This is a genomic window from Streptomyces sp. NPDC001728 (genome assembly GCF_040297565.1).
Classification (GTDB): domain Bacteria; phylum Actinomycetota; class Actinomycetes; order Streptomycetales; family Streptomycetaceae; genus Streptomyces.
The window spans coordinates 108,066-123,937 of the sequence record NZ_JBEOZK010000020.1 but is presented as its reverse complement, the minus strand read 5'-3'; the positions used below and the strand labels follow the sequence as shown (position 1 = coordinate 123,937).

Here is a 15,872-nt window from a genome sequence, read left to right as displayed (position 1 = left end):
GATCCCTTCCACCACCCTTTCACTAATCAAGTAGTGGAAGGGTGGTGGAAAGAAGGGGGCGGTGTCAACCGCCCCCTTGCGAACCGGACTTACGGGTCTACGACTCCGTGCGGTACATCAGGTCCACCTCGTGCGTGACGAAGCCGAGCCGTTCGTACACCGTCACCGCCGCCGTGTTGTCGGCGTCCACGTACAGCATCGCCGTCGGCAGCCCCTGCGCCGCCAGGTGCCGCAGCCCGATCGCCGTGAGCGCCTTGCCGAGGCCGCCGCCCTGGGCGGACGGCAGGATGCCGACCACGTACACCTCGCCGAGCTGCTCCTCGCCGTGCGTCTTCGTCCAGTGGAAGCCGACCAGCTTCCCGTCCTTCTCCGCGAGGAAGAAGCCCTTCGGGTCGAACCAGGTCTCCGCCATCCGGTCGTCCAGGTCCCGCTGGGTCAGTGAGCCCTGCTCCGGGTGGTGGGCGAACGCGGTGGCGTTGACCGCGAGCCAGGCCGTGTCGTCCTGGCCGGGCACGAAGGTGCGGACGGTGACGCCCTCGGGGAGCACCGGCTCCGGGATGTCGAGTGGGGCCAGTGGCCGCCGCAGCTGCCGCAGTTCGCGGAAGAGCGTCAGGCCGAGCACCTGCGCGAGGTGCCGGGCCGCCGACTTCCCGCCGTGCGCCCAGACGCGCAGCCGCTTGCCGGAGGCGGCGAGCAGGGCGGTGCCGAGCGCCCGGCCGTGACCGCGCCCGCGGTGCGAGGGGTGGACGACCAGCTCGGCGGCGGGGGCCTCGATGGGGTCGGTCTCCTCCAGCTGGGCGTAGCCGTAGAGGTGGGTGCCGACGGTGAGCAGGAAGTGGCGGACCCCTTCGCGGCTGCCGTGACGGAGGTAGAGCCGCCCCTGTTCGGAGACCGCGTGCACGCCGTCGGCGCTGTCCGAGGCCTCCAGCAGGTCCAGTACGTCCTGGATCTGCTCGGGCGTGAGCTCGTCATACGTGTGGATCTGCCGTCCCGGTTCGAGGGCCGGCGCCGCGTCGGAAGTCATGGGCACGACCTTACGGCGACACGTCGCCGGCCCGGGGAAAGGCGGCGGCAACTGTCTTGTAACCCGCTACCCCCTGTTGCGCTACGCGCGTTGACTCTAGGCTGCACCGGCAGACGGGGAGTATGTCAACGCCACAAAAGGGGCAAGGGGACGAGTGGGAGAGATGGCGACACCGAGGAAGAACAAGACCGTGCGGCGTGTTCTGGCCGCTGGGGCGGGACTTGCGACGGCCGGGGCGCTCGTCGCCGCGATGCCGTCGGCCGGAGCCGCCGGCGACACCTTCGCCGCCGGGCACGGCAACGGCAAGGGCTGGGGCCGGATGGTCGACGTCCAGCTGCTGTCCTTCAACGACCTGCACGGCAACCTGGAGCCGCCGGCCGGTTCGTCCGGCCAGGTCACCCGGAGCAAGGAGGACGGCACCACCGAGAAGATCGACGCGGGCGGCGTCGAGTACCTGGCCACGCACCTGCGCCAGGCGCGTGAGGGGAACCGTTACTCCGTGACGGCGGCGGCCGGTGACCTCATCGGCGCCTCGCCCCTGCTCTCCGGGCTCTTCCACGACGAGCCGACCATCGGCGCCCTGAACAAGCTGGACCTGGACGTCACCTCGGTGGGCAACCACGAGTTCGATGAGGGTGCCGTCGAGCTGGCCCGGATGCAGAACGGTGGCTGTCACCCGACCGCCGGCTGCTTCGTCAAGGGCAAGGAGTTCGAGGGCGCCGACTTCCCGTACCTCGCGGCCAACGTGACGAACGAGAAGACCGGCAGGCCGGTGCTCGACCCGTACTTCATCTGGGAGAAGGACGGCGTCCGGATCGGCTTCATCGGCGTGACCCTGGAGGGCACCCCGAACGTCGTCACCGCCGAGGGCGTCAAGGGCCTCAAGTTCGGCGACGAGGTCGAGACGATCAACAAGTACACGAAGGTCCTGGAGCGCAAGGGCGTCAAGTCCATCGTCGCCCTGGTCCACGAGGGCGGCATGCCGGCCTCCGGCTCGTACAACTACGACTGCGACGGTGACGGCGACGGTGCGGGCGAGGGCGTCTCCGGCGCGATCGTCGACATCGCGAAGAACGTCTCGCCGCAGGTCGACGCGCTGGTCACCGGCCACACCCACCAGGCGTACGTGTGCAGCATCCCGGACCCGGCGGGCAAGCCGCGCCTGGTCACCTCGGCGTCCTCGTTCGGCAAGCTGTACACCGACACGACGCTGACGTACGACCGCGCCACCAAGGACATCGTGCGGACCGCCGTCGCCTCGGCCAACCACGTCGTCACGCGTGACGTGCCGAAGGCCGCGGACGTCACCAAGCTGATCCAGGACTGGCAGACGATCGCCGCCCCGGTCGCGAACCGCCCGCAGGGCTTCATCGCCGCCGACATCAACGGCCGCGGCTCCACGGCGTACGAGAAGCCGCTCGGCGACCTGATCGCCGACGCGCAGCTGGAGGGCCTGGCCCCGGCGGACAAGGGCGGCGCGCAGCTGGCCCTGATGAACCCGGGCGGCATCCGCTCCGACCTCGTCTTCAAGGCGTCCGGCGCCGAGGGCGACGGTGTGGTGACGTACGGCGAGTCCTTCACCGTGCAGCCCTTCACCAACATGATGAACGTGGTCGACCTGACCGGCGCGAACCTGATCACCGCGCTGAAGCAGCAGGTCAGCGGTTCGAACCTGAACTCCGTCAAGATCCTTCAGGTCTCGAAGGGCCTCACCTACACGCTCGACATGACGAAGACGGGCGCGGACCGCGTCGTCGACGGCACGATCAAGCTGAACGGCGAGGCGATCGACCCGTCGAAGACCTACCGCGTCGCGATGAACGAGTTCCTCGCCGGCGGCGGCGACGGCTTCGGGGCCCTGGCCACCGGCACCGACAAGCTGGTCGGCGCCTCGGACCTGGACGTCTTCAACGCCTACCTGGCGGGCCGCTCCTCGGCGACCGCCCCGCTGCCGGTCCCGGCGGCGGACCGCATCACGGTCGTGAAGTAGCCCCCCGGTCACGGACCGAGGGGCACCCCGGGGAAGGGGGTGGCGGACCGCCGGATTTCGGCGGGCCGTCGCCCCCTTCCCTGTTTTGATCTGGACCTGTCATGCTGCGGCGCATGGAGCGACGAAGCTTTCTCGTGGGGGCCCTCGCTGCGGGGGCCGGAGTGATGCTCGGGGCGCCAGCCGCCTCGGCCGTGGACGTACGCGCGTGGATGGGGGCGCACGGAGACGGCACCCCGCTCCAGCGGCTCACCATCCCCGGTACGCACGACTCCGGCGCCCGGTTCGGCGGGCCCTGGTCGGAGTGCCAGAACACCACCATCGGCCAGCAGCTGGACAGCGGCATCCGGTTCTTGGACGTCCGGTGCCGGGTGACCGGCGGCTCCTTCGCCATCCACCACGGGCCCTCGTACCAGAACATGATGTTCGGTGACGTCCTCGTCGCCTGCCGGGACTTCCTCGCCGCCCATCCCTCCGAGACCGTTCTCATGCGGGTCAAGCAGGAGTACTCGGAGGAGTCCGACGCCACCTTCCGCGCGGTCTTCGACGACTACCTCGACGGACGCGGCTGGCGCTCCCTCTTCCGGATCGGCAACGGGGTGCCGCTGCTCGGCGAGGCCCGCGGCAAGGTCGTCCTGATCGCCGACAACGGCGGGCTTCCCGGCGGACTGCGCTGGGGCGACGGCTCCACCCTCGCCCTCCAGGACGACTGGAACGCGCTGCCCGACGCCAAGTACCCGAAGATCGAGGCGCACTTCCGCACGGCCGTCGCACAGCCCGGCAGGCTCTACGTGAACTTCGTCAGCACCTCCGCCTCCCTGCCGCCCCGTTGGAACTCCGACCGCCTCAACCCGCGCGTGCACGGCTTCCTCGACGGCGCCGAGATGGCCGGCCGGACGGGCCTGGGAATCGTCCCGATGGACTTCCCCAACACCCGCTCGGGCCTCGTGGAGGCACTCCTCCGGCACAACTAGCGGCTCGGGGCGGGCGCTCGCATGGTCGGCTGCCCGCCCGGCTCGGGGCGGGCGCTCGGGCCTTCGCCTCGGGTCGGCCGCTCGGCCCTCGGTGTCTTCTCGCCGTGCACCGCCGTGTACTCGGCCGCCAGCCAGGGACCCAGGTCGTCGACCAGCACGTCCAGGACGGCCGGGTCGGGCGCGGTCGCGCGGCCGGTCGTCACGGCGAGCCGCATCCGCGCGGCGCGCTCCGCGTAGTAGCCGCCGAACACCGCCGCCGACCGGTCGAGATCGCTGGTCCGGCCGCCCCAGCGGGGCATGACCGGGTCGGCCGGTAGGGGGGCAGCCCGCGCGGCCCCGACGACCGGCGCGAACGCCGGGGCCACCCGCTCCGGGCGCCTTCGCGCGCGATCGTTCCGTCGGGGGCGAGGCCGCGTTCGTCCATGCCGACACCTTGTCCGTGACGGCCGCCGGGCGTCTCCGGACATCGGTCCCGGGACATCCGCCGCCGCGAGCCCCGCGATGCCGCCCGATGCCCCCGCCCCCTCAGTACTCCGGCGGCGGTGTGGGCGCCCCCGGCAGTCGTACCGTCGCCACCGTCCCGCCGCCCTGTGCCGGGGCCAGGGTCACCGTGCCGCCCGCGTGGTCGATCGTGCGGGCCACGATCGACAGGCCCAGGCCCGAGCCCGGGAGGCTGCGGGCCGACGGGGAGCGCCAGAAGCGTTCGAAGACGTGCGGGAGTTCGTCCGGGGGGATGCCGGGGCCCTGGTCGCGGACCGTCAGTTCGCCGCGCATCAGGGTCACCTCGACCGTGCCCCGGGGCGGCGAGAACTTCACCGCGTTGTCCAGGACGTTGACCAGGGCCCGTTCCAGGGCCGCCGCGTCCGCCCGTACGTACCAGGGCGCCAGGTCCGTGACGAAGGTCAGCTCAGGGCCGCGCAGCCGCGCGCGGTCCAGGGCCGTCCGCAGGATCGAGTGGAAGGGGACCACCGCGAGCGGCCCCGGCTCGGCCGTGTCCGGGCGGGCCAGTTCCTGGAGGTCGCCGATCAGCGCGGCCAGCTCCGTCATCTGCGCCTTCACCGAGGCCATCAGCGCCCGCCGGTCCTCCGGCGGGATCGCCCGGCCGGTCTCCTCGCTGCGCGCGAGCAGTTCGACGTTGGTGCGCAGCGAGGTCAGGGGCGTACGGAGTTCGTGGCCGGCGTCCGCGATGAGCTGCGCCTGCCGGTCCCGGGAGGTCGCGAGCGCCGCCGTCATCGCGTTGAAGGAGCGCGAGAGCCGGGCGATCTCGTCCTCGCCCTCCACCGGGATGCGGACGGTCAGGTCCTCGGTCGCGGCCACGTGCTCGACGGCCCCGGTGAGCCGGTTGACCGGCTCCAGGCCGGTCCGCGCCACCCAGAGCCCGGCCGCGCCCGCGCCGACGACCCCGATCCCGGAGACCAGGAACAGCACCCAGCGCAGGGTGGACATCGAGTTGTCGATCTCGTCGAGGGGGCGGGCGACGGAGACCGCGAGCCCGATCGGCCCCTCCTGCGGGTAGGTGTAGACCCGCATCTCCCGCCCGGCGTCGTCCTTGACGGTGTGCAGCACGTACCCCAGCTGCCCCCGCGCCACCGCCAGGTCACCGGCCCCGGCCGGGATCGCGGCCTTCCCCGAGGTGCACACGCTGCCGTCGGCGAGGATCACCTGCACGGTGTACGAGCCCGCCACCGGCGGCGGTGTGGTGCCCTGCCGGCACAGCGAGAGGAGGCTCTGCACCCCGTTCGGGTCGAGCCGGGTGCCGCGCAGCGAGTTGTCCAACTCGGCCTCCAGCTGCGCCCGGGTGACGAACCAGCAGGCCAGCGAGACCGCCGCCACCGCGACGGCCACCGCGACCGCCGTGAGCAGCGCGAGCCGCGAGCGCAGCGGCCGGGAACGGAACCACGTCAGGGGACCGGTCACTCCCCGCCTCCTCCGCGCAGCGCGTACCCGACGCCCCGCACCGTGTGCACGAGGCGCGGCTCGCCGGCGGCCTCCGTCTTGCGCCGCAGGTACATCACGTACACGTCCAGAGAGTTCGAGCTCGGTTCGAAGTCGAAGCCCCACACGGCCTTGAGGATCTGCTCGCGGGTGAGCACCTGGCGCGGGTGCGCGAGGAACATCTCCAGGAGCGTGAACTCGGTCCGCGTCAGCTCCACGGTCCGCCCGCCCCGGGTCACCTCGCGGGTGGCCAGGTCCATCCGCAGGTCCTCGAAGGACAGTACGTCGGCGTCGGCCGGGCCGCCGGACCGGGCGGAGGCGTACGAGCTGCGCCGCAGCAGTGCCCTGATCCGGGCGAACAGCTCGTCCAGCTCGAAGGGCTTCACGAGGTAGTCGTCCGCGCCCGCGTCGAGTCCGGTGACACGGTCGCCGACGGTGTCGCGGGCGGTCAGCATCAGGATCGGCACGGTGGAGCCGGAGGCCCGGATGCGGCGGGCCGCGGTCAGCCCGTCCATCCGGGGCATCTGGACGTCGAGGACGACGAGGTCGGGGGCGTACGACTCCATCCGGGCGAGCGCGTCCAGGCCGTCGACGGCGTCCTGCGTCCCGTACCCCTCGAAGGCGAGGCTGCGGCGCAGGGCCTCCCGTACGGCGGGCTCGTCGTCGACGATCAGGATGCGTTCGGCTTCGTGTCGCTGGTCGGTCATGGGCTCAGCGTCGCACGCGGCCCGTTCGACGGCGGGTACGGCGTTCAGTTGCCGCCGCCCGCCCGCAGACCGTCCAGGTCGGCCTTCACGGTGTCGACCGGGATGGCGAATCCGAGACCGACGCTGCCGGCCGTCGAACCGCTCGAAGAACTGGGCGAATACATGGCCGAATTGATTCCGATGATCTCGCCGTTCATATTGATCAGCGCGCCGCCGGAATTCCCCGGATTGAGCGAGGCGTCGGTCTGGATCGCCTTGTACGTCGTCTTCGACGAGCCGGTGTCGCCGTTGAACTGCCGGCCGCCGAACTCGAACGGCCAGCCCTGCCGCGGGTCGTACTGCTGCCCCTGACCCTGCTGCTGGTCCTGGCCGCTCTCGTCCTTGGCGACGGTCACGTCCCGGTCGAGCGCGGAGACGATGCCGCTGGTGACGGTCCCGGTCAGGCCCTCGGGGGAGCCGATGGCGACGACCTGGTCGCCGACCCTGACGTCCTTCGAGGAGCCGAGGGTGGCGGCCTTGAGGCCGGAGGCGCCCCGCAGCTTGATGAGCGCCAGGTCCTTGTCGGGGTCGGTGCCGACCACCGAGGCCGGGTATGACTTGCCGTCGCTGAGCTGCACGGTGATCTCGGAGGCGCCGGAGACCACGTGGTTGTTGGTGACGATCTCGCCGTCGGAGGTGATGATCACGCCCGAGCCGGTGGACTTGCCGGCGTTCGAGCTCGCGGAGATCTCGACGATCGAGGGGGAGACCGCCTGGGCGACCCCGGCGACCGTGCCCGTGTTGCCGGCGGAGACGTTGGTGCCGCTCACGGCGGAGGAGGCGGCGGCGGGGGTGTCGGAGGTGAGCTGCTGGACCAGCGTCGCCGTACCGCCGCCGACCGCGGCGGCGGCGATGGCCACGGCGACCAGGAGGCCGACCCCGCGCTTGGCGCGGTGCCGGGCGCCGGGGGCGCCGCCGGCCGGGGCGGCGACGGGGGGTCCGACCGGCGGCGGCACCTGCCCACCGGACGGCCAGATCGTGGTGCCGGGCTCGGTGGTGATCGGCTGCGCCGGGTCGTACGGCGGCCTCGGCGGGTGGTGAGGCTGCTGCGGCTGCTGCTGGAAGTCCGTCATGGGTACGACTCTCGGAGCCGTACATGAGAACCGTCTGAGGACCGGCTGAGAAGCCCGACAGAAGCCTGTATGCCCGATATAAGGGCGGGTCCTGTGCCGCTACTCGTGGCAGCGGTTCTGTGCCGCTCCTCAGGGCGGCGGTTCCGTGCCGCTACTCGTGGCAGCCGCAGGAGCGGCGGACGACCAGGCCCGAGGGGAAGAGCTTCACGCGCTCGCGGCGCGAGCCCGCCACCCGGAGCGAGTCGTCGAGGACCAGGTCCACGGCCGCCCGCGCCATCGCCGGCCGGTCCGAGGAGATCGTCGTCAGCGGCGGGTCGGTGAGCGCCGCCTCCTTGACGTCGTCGAAGCCCGCGACCGCCAGCTCCGAGGGCACCTCGATGCGCAGCTCGCGCGCCGCCCTGAGCACACCGAAGGCCTGGTCGTCGGTGGAGCAGAAGATGGCCGGCGGGCGGTCGGGCCCGGCGAGCAGCTTCAGGGCCACCTGGTAGGCGTCGTAACGGTTGTACGGGGCCTCGAAGAGGCGCCCCTCGACCGACCGGCCCGCCTCCAGCATGGCGCGCCGCCAGCCCTCGACGTGGTCGGCGACGGGGTCGCCGACGGCCGGGGTGTTCGGCACGCCGCCGAGGCACGCCACGTACGGGTGGCCGTGCTCCAGGAGGTGCCGGGTGGCGAGCTGGGCGCCGCCGATGTCGTCGGTGACGACGGCGACGTCGTCCATCGCCTCGGGCCGCTCGTGGAGCAGCACCACGCGCGCGTCCCAGGCCTCGATCTCGCTCGCGGCCTGCTCGCTCATGCCCTGGCTGACCAGGATCAGTCCGGAGACCCGCATGCCGAGGAACGCACGCAGGTAGTGGACCTCGCGCTCGGTCCGGTAGTCGGAGTTGCCGACGAGGACCATCTTCCCGCGCTCGGCCGCGGCCTGTTCGACGGCGTGCGCCATCTCGGCGAAGAACGGCTGCCGGGCGTCGGGGACGATCATGCCTATGAGGTCCGTGCGCCGCGACGCCATCGCCTGGGCGACCCGGTCCGGGCGGTAGCCCAGTTCCTTGATCGCGGCGAGGACACGCTCGCGCGTGGCCGGGGCGACCGGCCGGGGTCCGTTGTTGATGACATAGCTCACGACCGCGGTCGATGTACCCGCCAGTCGAGCTACGTCATCCCGCGTCACCTTGGCCACGCGCGGCAGTCTACGCGGGGTGACCTACCTACCGGCAGGTCGCACTGTGGCATCCGCCACGTTCCTGTCGTCCGGGCGGGTGCGGTCCCTCGTGGCGTCCTTGACGCCGGCGCCGTCCCTGGCCGCCTGGGCGCGGGCCTCCTCCTTCGCACGGGCCTCCTCGGCGGCCCGCTCGACCTTCTCTGGGGTGACGAAGCGGTAGCCGACGTTACGGACGGTTCCGATGAGCGACTCGTGCTCCGGGCCCAGCTTGGCCCGCAGCCGCCGCACATGGACGTCGACCGTCCGGGTGCCGCCGAAGTAGTCGTACCCCCACACCTCCTGGAGGAGCTGCGCGCGCGTGAAGACCCGCCCGGGGTGCTGCGCCAGGTACTTCAGGAGCTCGAACTCCTTGAAGGTCAGGTCCAGGACCCGGCCCTTGAGCTTCGCGCTGTACGTCGCCTCGTCGACCGACAGGTCGCCGTTGCGGATCTCCATGGGGGAGTCGTCCGCGACGATCTGCCGGCGGCCGGTCGCGAGCCGCAGCCGCGCCTCGACCTCGGCCGGACCCGCGGTGTCGAGGAGGACGTCGTCGATGCCCCAGTCGGCGGTGACGGCCGCGAGGCCGCCCTCGGTGACGACGAGGATCAGCGGGCTGCCGAGCCCGGTGGAGCGCAGCAGCTGACAGAGCGAGCGCACCTGGGGGAGGTCGCGCCGCCCGTCCACGAGGATGACGTCCGCGCCGGGGGTGTCCACGAGGGCGGGGCCCTCCGCCGGGGCGACCCGGACGCTGTGGAGCAGCAGACCGAGGGCGGGAAGCACCTCGGTGGAAGGCTGGAGGGCGTTGGTCAGGAGCAGCAGGGAGCTCATCGTGCTCCTCCTGCCACCGGTCGGTCGTGCTTCGTTCGCTCGCTCATCGTTCGGTTCCTCCTCGGTCCCTGCGAGGACGTGGCACTGCTTCGTACGTCGTTCCGTACAGCTCACTGCCGGCTCTCGCGCCCTGAGAGCTTTTGTTCATCCGTCCGTAACAACGGTCGGAAAACGCAAAAGGACCCGGGGGCTGCGTCGCCCGGATCCTCTGCACAGGAGAATAGCCCACATGAGTTCAGAGGGAGAGGGCGGATTTCATATGGCGGATGTCTCTCTGATCACTTCCGGCTCCCGGCGGGCCATGTTGCGTACGGATGACGATGTCCGGATCGAGGCGGTTTACGAACCGGCCAAGGCAAGTGTCACCGATACGGCCGTGGTCGTCGCGCACGGGTTCACCGGGTCGGCCGACCGGCCCGCCGTCCGGCGCGCCGCACGCGCCTTCGCGGAGCGCGGCGCCGCCGCCGTCGTGACCTTCTCCTTCCGGGGCCACGGCGGCTCCGGGGGCCGCTCGACCGTCGGCGACCGGGAGGTCCTCGACCTGTCCGCCGCCGTCCGCTGGGCCCGTGAGCTCGGCCACGCGCGCGTGGCGACGGTCGGCTTCTCCATGGGCGGGTCCGTGGTCCTGCGCCACGCGGCCCTCGACCGGGAAGGAGCGGGATACGCCGACCGGGTGGCCGCCGTCTCCGCGCCGGCCCGCTGGTACTACCGGGGGACGGCTCCGATGCGCCGCCTCCACTGGGTGGTCACCCGCCCGGCGGGCCGCCTCGTCGGGCGGTACGGGCTCCGCACCCGGATCGAGAGCCGCGCCTGGGACCCCGTACCGCTCTCCCCGGTGGCCGCGGTGCCACTGATCGCGCCGACGCCGCTGCTGATCGTGCACGGCGACCGGGACCCGTACTTCCCGCTCGACCACCCGCGGATGCTCGCCGGGGCCTCGGACGCGGAACTGTGGCTGGAGCGGGGCATGGGCCACGCCGAGAACGCGGCCGGGGACGAGCTGCTTGCCCGGCTCGGGGACTGGCTCACGCGCGCATAGCCCATCATGGTGGGCGGCGCGCACACGAACGAAGGGAGCGCCGCTATGGCAGCGGGAACCATCCGCTACTGGGCCGCGGCCAAGGCCGCCGCCGGTGTCGCGGAGGAGCCGTACACCGCGGAGCACCTGGCGGAGGCGCTCGACGCGGTCCGCGCGGAGCACCCGGGCGAGCTGGTCCAGGTCCTCCGGCGGTGCTCGTTCCTGGTCGACGGCGACCCCGTCGGCACCCGGAGCCATGAGACGGTACGGCTTGCCGAGGGCGGCACCGTCGAGGTGCTCCCCCCGTTCGCAGGAGGGTGAACCCCAGAGCATGAGCAATGACCAGTACTACGGCGGTCAGCAGTACGACCCGTACGCGAACGGGCAGGGACAGCAGGTACCGCAGGCGCCGCAGGCCGCCGACGTCACGCAGACGTGGGAGGGCCAGACCTGGGACACCACGTACCAGCCGGCCGTCACGTACGACCAGGCACGGGCGGCACGGGCGGCGGGCGGGCAGCAGCAGGGATACGCGCCGCAGCAGGGATACGCGCCGCAGGACGGGTACCAGCAGCCGTACGTGGAGCCGCAGCCTTACGCGCAGCCGCAGCCGCAGCCGCAGCCGCAGCCGCAGCCGCAGCCGCAGCCGTCGTACGCCGAGCCTCAGGCGTATCAGCAGCACCAGCAGCACCAGGGGTACGAGCCGCAGCAGGCGTACTACGCCGAGCCGCAGGCCCCGGCGCACGCCCAGGCCCCGGTCTCCGCACCCGTACCCGCTCCCGCTCCGGTGCAGGCCCCCGCCGCCGAGGCCGAGGCCGGTCCCGGCTGGTCCTCGCCCACCACCTCGGGGAACACCCGGATCACCGACGCCCAGCGTGCGCGTGCCGAGGGCCGGTCCCCGATCATCGAGCCCGGTATGCAGCCGACCGCGCTGACCGCCCTGCTCGGGCTGCTGCTCGCCGGCGGCGCCGCGCTCGGCACGTACGGGCTGCTCGTCCCGCTCGTGCTGCTCCAGGCTGTCACCGCCGCCGGCTGGTTCCGGCTCAACGGCATGTGGCCCGCCCGTCAGGGCATCGCGCTGGCCTTCGCCGGCGGTCTCGCCGCCGACGCGGCGCTGCTCGCCACCGGCCGGGAGCACGCCGCCGCCGCGATCCTCGGGACGCTCGGCGTCTGGGTGCTGCTCTGCCTGGTCCTGCAGCTCCGCAGCCACGCCGACCCGGACGAGCGGATGCACGGCCTGATGGCGACCATCGCCTCGGCGGCGCTCACCGTCGTCGCCACCGGGCACCTCGGCGCCGACCCCGACGCGGTGGTCGTCGGCGGGGTCGCGGTCGCCGCCGCCGTCCTCGCGCGGGCGCTGCCGCTGCCCGGCGCCGTCTCCGCGGTCGTCGCGCTGCTCGCCTCGGCGGGCGCGGGGATCGCCGCCGGCGGCCTCACCGGCCTGGGCGGTTCCGGGGCGCTGCTCGGCCTCGGGGCCGGGGCCTGCGCGCTGATCGGCCTGCGGGTGGCGAGCTACGACTACCCGTCGCGCTTCGTGCACATGACGGCCGGGGTCGCGCTGCCGCTGACGGCCGCGGCGCCCGCCGTCTACCTGCTGGGCCGGGCCCTGGCCTGACCCCGACGCCGCCCCGACACGGCCCTGACCGGACCCTGATCCGGGCGGGGCGAGGGAACCAACCGGCCCCTCGGCACGTCGATCTTCGTGTCGGGGGGCCGAACGCATATCCACTTCCATCGGGGGGACGCACAACCCATGCGAGCACTGCGGATTCTGTTGATCGTGGCCGTCGTGCTGGGCGGGGTCCTGGTGGGGATCGACCGGCTGGCCGTGGCGTGGGCCGAGGACGAGGCGGCGGGCCGGGTGAAGCTCGCCGCCGTGGACAGCGACTCCATCGAGGTCGACATCAAGGGTTTCCCCTTCCTCACCCAGGTCGCGGGCAAGCACCTCGACGAGGTCGACGTGAAGGCGTCCGGCGTCCGGGCGACGGCGGGCGACAAGCGCGTCCGGGTCGGGGAGCTGACCGTGGCGCTGCGGGACGTCACCGTGACCGGCGACTGGTCGGGCGCGAAGGCGGGTTCCGCGAGCGGGACGGCCCTCGTCTCGTACGCGGACCTCACGGCCGCCTCCGACCAGCAGGCCACCGTCGCCTACGGCGGGAACGGCAAGGTGAAGGTCACCGGCGGAGTGAAGGTCATGGGCCGCACCCTGACCCGCACCGTCCTCTCGACGGTGACCGTGGTGAACGGCGACACGATCAAGGTCCGGGCCGACGAGGTGCCCGGCGAGGGCATCCCCGGCATCGAGGACCTGGTCCGCGCCCGCACCGACTTCGAGCGCCCGATCGGCGACATCGCCGGCATGAAGGTGGAGAAGGTCGAGCCGCGGCCCGAGGGCCTGGCCGTGACGGTGACCGGCAAGGACATCGTCCTGGCGGGCTGAGGCCCGGCGCCTTCCGGGGGCCCGGACACCCCCGAACGTACTCGTTGGTCACATGCTGAGACACAGCTGTCCGATCCGCAGAAACGGAACCGGACGCCTCGGTACGGAGGCGTCCGGAGCCGACCCGTATCGTGATCCCGTCTCGCATCTCGGACGATCGTGTCTCAAAATACGACACACCGGTGACACGGCCGCCTGTCCGTCCCTACGATCGAGGGCATGAAGCGACAGGCGGATCTCACGAAGCGGCGGGCAGTGGACCTGTGCCGCGTCGCCGCCATGCTCTGTCGTTCCGTCTGAGCGGGACCCACCACTCCCGTATTCCTCAGGCCCTCCGACCGAGGTCGGGGCCGCCCGTGCAAGCCGTACGCATGTCCGTCCCGCACGTCCCTCATGCACACGATGGCGCGTACGCAGCCACACCCGCACCACACCGCCGCACACTGCCCCGGAGGAGAACAGCATGGCTCGCAGCGACGTCCTGGTCGACGCGGACTGGGTCGAGGCCAACCTCGACAACCCGCAGGTCGCCCTCGTCGAGGTCGACGAGGACACCTCGGCCTACGAGAAGAACCACATCCGCAACGCCATCCGGATCGACTGGACCAAGGACCTCCAGGACCCGGTCCGCCGCGACTTCATCGACCAGGAGGGCTTCGAGAAGCTCCTCTCGGCCAAGGGCATCGCGAACGACACCACGGTCGTCCTCTACGGCGGCAACAACAACTGGTTCGCCTCGTACGCCTACTGGTACTTCAAGCTCTACGGCCACCAGGACGTGAAGCTCCTCGACGGAGGCCGCAAGAAGTGGGAGCTCGACTCCCGCGACCTGGTCGACGGCTCCGAGATCCCGGCCCGCCCGGCCACCGCGTACAAGGCCCAGGCCCTGGACAACTCGATCCGCGCCTTCCGCGACGACGTCGTGGCCGCGATCGGGACGCAGAACCTGGTCGACGTCCGCTCGCCCGACGAGTTCTCCGGCAAGCTGCTCGCCCCGGCGCACCTCCCGCAGGAGCAGTCGCAGCGCCCGGGCCACGTGCCGAGCGCCCGCAACATCCCGTGGTCGAAGAACGCCAACGACGACGGCACCTTCAAGTCCGACGACGAGCTCAAGGCCCTCTACGAGGCCGAGCAGGTCGACCTGGCGAAGGACACCATCGCCTACTGCCGCATCGGCGAGCGCTCCGCGCTCACCTGGTTCGTCCTGCACGAGCTGCTCGAGGTCCCGAACGTCACGAACTACGACGGATCGTGGACCGAGTACGGCTCCCTCGTCGGCGTGCCGATCGAGCTCGGCGCCAACAAGTAACCCCGGACCCTCCCTCCTCCGGACCCCTCGACCGTAAGGACAGAACGACATGTGTGGAGCGCAGCCCGGCGGCCCCGACGCCTCGACGATCAAGCCCGGTGAGACCACCATCCAGGGCTTCGTGACCAAGGACGGCCAGCCCGTCACCGGTTACGTCCGCCTCCTGGACTCGACCGGTGAGTTCACGGCCGAGGTCCCGACCTCCGCCACCGGCCAGTTCCGTTTCTACGCGGCCGAGGGCACGTGGACCGTCCGCGCCCTGGTCCCCGGCGGCACCGCCGACCGCCAGGTCGTGGCGCAGCAGGGTGGCCTCGCCGAGGTCGCCATCGCGGTGTGATCCCGCACCGCTGAACCGGCCGAAGGGCCGTGCCTCCTGGGGGGTTGGACGCCATTTCCAGGACTAGAGGCACGGCCCTTCGGTCTGCCCGCTCCCGTTCCCGTGCCGGTGACGGGTGACGCTCCCGGTCGTAGGCTTGAGGTGTGTACGCACGCCGTAGGCACGTCTACTTCTGGATGATGGGCGCCTGCCTGGCACTCTTCGTGGGCGCTTGGGCCGTCGTGCGGCTCTTCTCGATGCCGGTGGCGATCGGCATGTGCGTGGTGGCCATGGTCATCCCCCCGGTCGCCGCGATGGTCGCGAACCGGCGGGGCCCCGAGGACCGCTGGTGGGACGACCCCTCGGGGGACCCGAAGTCGGACGAGTGGTGGGACGAACTCGACGGCAAGAAGCCCCCCAGGGAGCGCTGAGGCGCCGGACGCCGTCAGGGGTCGGCCGACCGGCCGTCAGAGGTCAGTAGACGAGGGCCTGGGTCTCGTCGGCCATGGCTTCCTGAACGAAGACCTGCGCGCCGGCGATGCGGAAGCCCTCCAGCAGGTCCTTCTCCTCGATCCCACGGCGGACCGCGCACTGGGTGCACACCGTGATGCGGCCCCCGGAGGCCAGGATCGAGTCGATCAGGTCCGGCAGCGGCGCCGCGTGCGGGAGCTCGAACTCCGCCGCCCGGCCCGGGAGCGCGAACCACGAGGACTCGCCGGTCAGCCAGAGCGACACGTCGACGCCACTGGCGACGGCGACGGCGGCCACCGTGAAGGCCTGGGAGCAGCGTTCGGGGGCGTCGGCCCCCGCGGTCACCTTGATCACGAGCTTCTTCGCCATATGCGGAACTGTAATGCGCGGCGGTGCAACCCCCCGCGCCCCTCATGTGTCAGCTGGGTGCGCGGGTGACGGAATCCGCGCTTCTGGTCTCGTGGGGGGACTCTTGAGCATCGAAGAAAGTATCCAAAATACGGATACGGCACCACCGCCGGACCCGGAGGCGGCGACGGAAACCGCGCCTCCG

At 71.9% G+C, this 15,872-nt stretch carries 18 protein-coding genes; 10 read left to right on the top strand and 8 right to left on the bottom strand.

What is annotated here, in order from left to right; all coding sequences use genetic code 11:
• Positions 1-97: 97 nt before the first annotated feature.
• Complete coding sequence (gene mshD, locus ABT154_RS26510) at positions 98-1,024, bottom strand: mycothiol synthase (RefSeq protein ID WP_351859738.1); 927 nt, start codon at positions 1,022-1,024, stop codon at positions 98-100.
• Between the two features lie 163 nt (positions 1,025-1,187).
• On the opposite strand from mshD, the gene ABT154_RS26505 reads away from it, so the two are divergent.
• Positions 1,188-3,014 carry a bifunctional metallophosphatase/5'-nucleotidase gene (locus tag ABT154_RS26505; protein ID WP_351859736.1) on the top strand — a complete coding sequence of 609 codons (1,827 nt, stop codon included), beginning with the start codon at positions 1,188-1,190 and terminating at the stop codon, positions 3,012-3,014.
• Positions 3,015-3,127: 113 nt separating this feature from the next.
• Complete coding sequence (locus ABT154_RS26500) at positions 3,128-3,985, top strand: phosphatidylinositol-specific phospholipase C domain-containing protein (protein WP_351859734.1); 858 nt, start codon at positions 3,128-3,130, stop codon at positions 3,983-3,985.
• Here the strand turns inward: ABT154_RS26500 and ABT154_RS26495 are convergent.
• The 6 genes from ABT154_RS26495 to ABT154_RS26470 all read right to left on the bottom strand — a co-directional run bounded on the left by ABT154_RS26495 (position 3,982) and on the right by ABT154_RS26470 (position 9,765).
• Positions 3,982-4,350, bottom strand: coding sequence for a hypothetical protein (locus ABT154_RS26495; protein WP_502969591.1), 369 nt, complete (start codon positions 4,348-4,350; stop codon positions 3,982-3,984). The genes ABT154_RS26500 and ABT154_RS26495 overlap by 4 nt on opposite strands.
• 160 nt (positions 4,351-4,510) lie before the next feature.
• Positions 4,511-5,902, bottom strand: a complete 1,392-nt coding sequence (locus ABT154_RS26490; protein WP_351859732.1) for a sensor histidine kinase — start codon at positions 5,900-5,902, stop codon at positions 4,511-4,513.
• A complete protein-coding gene (locus tag ABT154_RS26485) occupies positions 5,899-6,627 on the bottom strand; it encodes a response regulator transcription factor (protein WP_351859730.1) in 729 nt (242 codons plus the stop codon). The genes ABT154_RS26490 and ABT154_RS26485 overlap by 4 nt, the downstream gene beginning before the upstream one ends.
• Before the next feature lie 44 nt (positions 6,628-6,671).
• Entirely contained in the window at positions 6,672-7,739 is a 1,068-nt protein-coding gene (locus tag ABT154_RS26480; RefSeq protein ID WP_351859728.1) for a S1C family serine protease, read from the bottom strand.
• Positions 7,740-7,890: 151 nt separating this feature from the next.
• Positions 7,891-8,916, bottom strand: a complete 1,026-nt coding sequence (locus tag ABT154_RS26475) for a LacI family DNA-binding transcriptional regulator (RefSeq protein ID WP_351859726.1) — start codon at positions 8,914-8,916, stop codon at positions 7,891-7,893.
• A gap of 24 nt (positions 8,917-8,940) precedes the next feature.
• On the bottom strand, positions 8,941-9,765 hold the full coding sequence (locus ABT154_RS26470) for a winged helix-turn-helix transcriptional regulator (RefSeq protein WP_351859724.1): 825 nt from the start codon (positions 9,763-9,765) through the stop codon (positions 8,941-8,943).
• Positions 9,766-9,994: 229 nt separating this feature from the next.
• Here ABT154_RS26470 and ABT154_RS26465 point away from each other — a divergent pair, with 229 nt between their 5' ends.
• The 8 genes from ABT154_RS26465 (at position 9,995) to ABT154_RS26430 (ending at position 15,279) form a co-directional block, all read left to right on the top strand.
• Positions 9,995-10,804 carry an alpha/beta hydrolase gene (locus ABT154_RS26465; RefSeq protein WP_351859722.1) on the top strand — a complete coding sequence of 270 codons (810 nt, stop codon included), beginning with the start codon at positions 9,995-9,997 and terminating at the stop codon, positions 10,802-10,804.
• Positions 10,805-10,849: 45 nt separating this feature from the next.
• Complete coding sequence (locus tag ABT154_RS26460; protein ID WP_317878389.1) at positions 10,850-11,104, top strand: MoaD/ThiS family protein; 255 nt, start codon at positions 10,850-10,852, stop codon at positions 11,102-11,104.
• 10 nt (positions 11,105-11,114) lie between these two features.
• Positions 11,115-12,398: a hypothetical protein gene (locus tag ABT154_RS26455; RefSeq protein WP_351859719.1), complete on the top strand. Its 1,284-nt coding sequence runs from the start codon at positions 11,115-11,117 to the stop codon at positions 12,396-12,398.
• Positions 12,399-12,536: 138 nt separating this feature from the next.
• Positions 12,537-13,223 carry an LmeA family phospholipid-binding protein gene (locus ABT154_RS26450; protein ID WP_351859717.1) on the top strand — a complete coding sequence of 229 codons (687 nt, stop codon included), beginning with the start codon at positions 12,537-12,539 and terminating at the stop codon, positions 13,221-13,223.
• A gap of 219 nt (positions 13,224-13,442) precedes the next feature.
• Entirely contained in the window at positions 13,443-13,523 is an 81-nt protein-coding gene (locus ABT154_RS26445; RefSeq protein WP_350497993.1) for a putative leader peptide, read from the top strand.
• A 163-nt stretch (positions 13,524-13,686) separates the two neighbouring features.
• Positions 13,687-14,532, top strand: a complete 846-nt coding sequence (locus tag ABT154_RS26440) for a sulfurtransferase (protein ID WP_351859715.1) — start codon at positions 13,687-13,689, stop codon at positions 14,530-14,532.
• A gap of 49 nt (positions 14,533-14,581) precedes the next feature.
• Positions 14,582-14,869, top strand: coding sequence for a DUF1416 domain-containing protein (locus ABT154_RS26435; RefSeq protein ID WP_073819964.1), 288 nt, complete (start codon positions 14,582-14,584; stop codon positions 14,867-14,869).
• A 143-nt stretch (positions 14,870-15,012) separates the two neighbouring features.
• Positions 15,013-15,279, top strand: a complete 267-nt coding sequence (locus ABT154_RS26430; RefSeq protein WP_351859712.1) for a DUF3099 domain-containing protein — start codon at positions 15,013-15,015, stop codon at positions 15,277-15,279.
• A gap of 43 nt (positions 15,280-15,322) precedes the next feature.
• Here ABT154_RS26430 and ABT154_RS26425 read toward each other — a convergent pair whose 3' ends face one another.
• Positions 15,323-15,688 (bottom strand): DsrE family protein, encoded by a 366-nt coding sequence (locus ABT154_RS26425; RefSeq protein WP_351859710.1) that lies wholly within the window; start codon positions 15,686-15,688, stop codon positions 15,323-15,325.
• Positions 15,689-15,872 lie beyond the last annotated feature (184 nt).

Bases quoted from the DNA above. Each gene is read 5' to 3' on its own strand.
- ABT154_RS26465 (WP_351859722.1), top strand. From the start codon at position 9,995: ATGAGTTCAGAGGGAGAGGGCGGATTTCATATGGCGGATGTCTCTCTG.
- ABT154_RS26480 (WP_351859728.1), bottom strand. From the start codon at position 7,739: ATGACGGACTTCCAGCAGCAGCCGCAGCAGCCTCACCACCCGCCGAGG.
- ABT154_RS26440 (WP_351859715.1), top strand. From the start codon at position 13,687: ATGGCTCGCAGCGACGTCCTGGTCGACGCGGACTGGGTCGAGGCCAAC.
- ABT154_RS26505 (WP_351859736.1), top strand. From the start codon at position 1,188: ATGGCGACACCGAGGAAGAACAAGACCGTGCGGCGTGTTCTGGCCGCT.
- ABT154_RS26425 (WP_351859710.1), bottom strand. From the start codon at position 15,688: ATGGCGAAGAAGCTCGTGATCAAGGTGACCGCGGGGGCCGACGCCCCC.
- ABT154_RS26450 (WP_351859717.1), top strand. From the start codon at position 12,537: ATGCGAGCACTGCGGATTCTGTTGATCGTGGCCGTCGTGCTGGGCGGG.
- ABT154_RS26500 (WP_351859734.1), top strand. From the start codon at position 3,128: ATGGAGCGACGAAGCTTTCTCGTGGGGGCCCTCGCTGCGGGGGCCGGA.
- ABT154_RS26435 (WP_073819964.1), top strand. From the start codon at position 14,582: ATGTGTGGAGCGCAGCCCGGCGGCCCCGACGCCTCGACGATCAAGCCC.
- ABT154_RS26455 (WP_351859719.1), top strand. From the start codon at position 11,115: ATGAGCAATGACCAGTACTACGGCGGTCAGCAGTACGACCCGTACGCG.
- ABT154_RS26485 (WP_351859730.1), bottom strand. From the start codon at position 6,627: ATGACCGACCAGCGACACGAAGCCGAACGCATCCTGATCGTCGACGAC.
- ABT154_RS26470 (WP_351859724.1), bottom strand. From the start codon at position 9,765: ATGAGCTCCCTGCTGCTCCTGACCAACGCCCTCCAGCCTTCCACCGAG.
- ABT154_RS26445 (WP_350497993.1), top strand. From the start codon at position 13,443: ATGAAGCGACAGGCGGATCTCACGAAGCGGCGGGCAGTGGACCTGTGC.
- ABT154_RS26460 (WP_317878389.1), top strand. From the start codon at position 10,850: ATGGCAGCGGGAACCATCCGCTACTGGGCCGCGGCCAAGGCCGCCGCC.
- mshD (WP_351859738.1), bottom strand. From the start codon at position 1,024: ATGACTTCCGACGCGGCGCCGGCCCTCGAACCGGGACGGCAGATCCAC.